This is a genomic window from Teichococcus aestuarii, from assembly GCF_042651065.1.
GTDB classification, from domain to species: domain Bacteria; phylum Pseudomonadota; class Alphaproteobacteria; order Acetobacterales; family Acetobacteraceae; genus Pseudoroseomonas; species Pseudoroseomonas aestuarii.
In genome coordinates this window covers 1-746 of the sequence record NZ_JBHSCH010000172.1, presented here as the reverse complement: position 1 = coordinate 746, position 746 = coordinate 1, and the positions used below count along the sequence as shown (strand labels likewise).

Genomic DNA, 746 nt, shown 5'->3' with positions numbered 1-746 from the left:
CTCTAACCACTTGGTTGTTTCCATGTCTAGATGGTTAGTTGGTTCATCAAGAAGGAGTAAATCGGGTTCTTTAAGTAACATTTGAGCAAGAGAAAGACGTGTTTTTTGACCACCACTAAAATCATTAATAGGCTTGTTGAAATCGCTTTCTGTAAAGTTAAGCCCGTGCAGGACTGTTTTAATTTTACTCTCATATTGATAACCATCTATTTGCTCATAACGATTCGTTAAAGTTTCATATTTTTCAATATGTGATTGATATTCATCGGATTCATAATCTTGTCCATTTCGTGCAAGCCAATCGGTTTCATCCTTAATTAAATTTTCAATTTTCTTTATATGTTCAAAAGGCTTAGACATTTCTTCAAAGACAGTAGCTTCTGAATTGAGTGTCATTTGCTGAGTTAAATAACTCATTGTCAAATTTTTGATTTTTGATATTCGACCACTATCGTAATTTTCCACACCTGCTATGATTTTCATTAATGTCGATTTACCAGCTCCATTACGGCCTACTCCGCCGATTCTTTCGCCAGTTTTCACCTCAAAATTAACATCTGTGAAGATATCTTCACCATCGAACGATTTGGAGATGTCATTAAGTTGTAAAAGTATCATTAGATTCTCACCTTTCTATGTATTTGAAATAGGTTTAAACTATATATAAAGTATTTGTTTTTGAATATTTAAATTTTTGTTAATTCTATATTATCGAATTTTAAATAGAAAAATAAATTGCGTACGTT

Annotated in this window: 1 protein-coding gene; it reads right to left on the bottom strand. The window is 31.6% G+C overall.

Going from position 1 to position 746, the window contains the following annotated elements:
- The coding region (locus tag ACFOY6_RS24220; RefSeq protein ID WP_379652469.1) for an ATP-binding cassette domain-containing protein at window positions 1-618 on the bottom strand (618 nt) is incomplete at its 3' end.
- Window positions 619-746: the final 128 nt, after the last annotated feature.